The 983-nt window shown below is 67.2% G+C and carries 2 protein-coding genes; both read right to left on the bottom strand.

Going from position 1 to position 983, the window contains the following annotated elements; translation table 11 throughout:
- Positions 1–95 precede the first annotated feature (95 nt).
- Complete coding sequence (gene ilvN / locus WA762_RS35450; RefSeq protein ID WP_335941709.1) at positions 96–623, bottom strand: acetolactate synthase small subunit; 528 nt, start codon at positions 621–623, stop codon at positions 96–98.
- Positions 624–646: 23 nt separating this feature from the next.
- The coding region (locus WA762_RS35445) for a thiamine pyrophosphate-dependent enzyme (RefSeq protein ID WP_335941708.1) at positions 647–983 on the bottom strand (337 nt) is incomplete at its 5' end.

The raw sequence follows: 983 nt of genomic DNA, 5'->3' as shown, positions 1-983 counted from the left end.
ATGTGCTGGTGTTGCGTCCCACCGTACGGCGGGGTGCGTCGGATACGTGTGTGGATCTCGCCATGCGGGCGGCGAGGCGGCGGCGCCGGGAGCGGCTAGGCCGTGCGGTCGAGGGCGCGCAGGGACCGGTCGGTGATCGAGCGCGCGCCGCGCCCTATGGCGATGGTGCCGGACTGGACCAGCTCCTTGATGCCGTACTGCTCCAGCATCCTGAGCATGGCCTCCAGTTTCTCGGCGCCGCCGGTGGCCTCGATCGTGACCGCCTCCGGGGAGACGTCCACGGTCTTGGCGCGGAACAACTGGACGATCTCGACGATCTGGGAGCGGGTCTCGTTGTCGGCGCGGACCTTCACCAGGACGAGCTCCCGCTGGATCGCGGCGGAGGGCTCGAGTTCGACGATCTTGAGGACGTTCACCAGCTTGTTGAGCTGCTTGGTCACCTGCTCAAGGGGCAGGCCCTCGACATTGACGACGATGGTGATGCGTGAGATGTCGGGGTGTTCGGTGGTCCCGACCGCGAGCGATTCGATGTTGAAGCCGCGGCGGGAGAACAGGGCGGTGATCCGGGCGAGGACACCGGGCTTGTTCTCGACCAGGACGGAGAGCGTGTGCTTGGTGGACATGGCGTCGGTCTCTCTGTCGTCTCTCAGTCGTCTTCGTTGTCGCCGAAGTCGGGGCGGACCCCGCGGGCGGCCATGACCTCGTCGTTGGAGGTGCCGGCGGCGACCATCGGCCAGACCATGGCGTCCTCGTGGACGATGAAGTCGATCACGACCGGGCGGTCGTTGACGGCGTTGGCCTCTTCGATGACCTTGTCCAGGTCGGCCGGGTCCTCGCAGCGGATCGCGTGGCAGCCCATGGCCTCGGACAGCTTGACGAAGTCCGGGACCCGGGTGCCCTTCGCGGGGACTCCCTCGGTGTCGGCGCCGGAGTGCAGCACCGTGTTGGAGTACCGCTGGTTGTAGAACAGGGTCTGCCACTGC

This window comes from Streptomyces tyrfis, assembly GCF_037034285.1.
Classification (GTDB): Bacteria; Actinomycetota; Actinomycetes; order Streptomycetales; family Streptomycetaceae; genus Streptomyces.
Note: the sequence above shows the minus strand (reverse complement) of the source record. Positions and strands in the feature narration are given on the sequence as shown.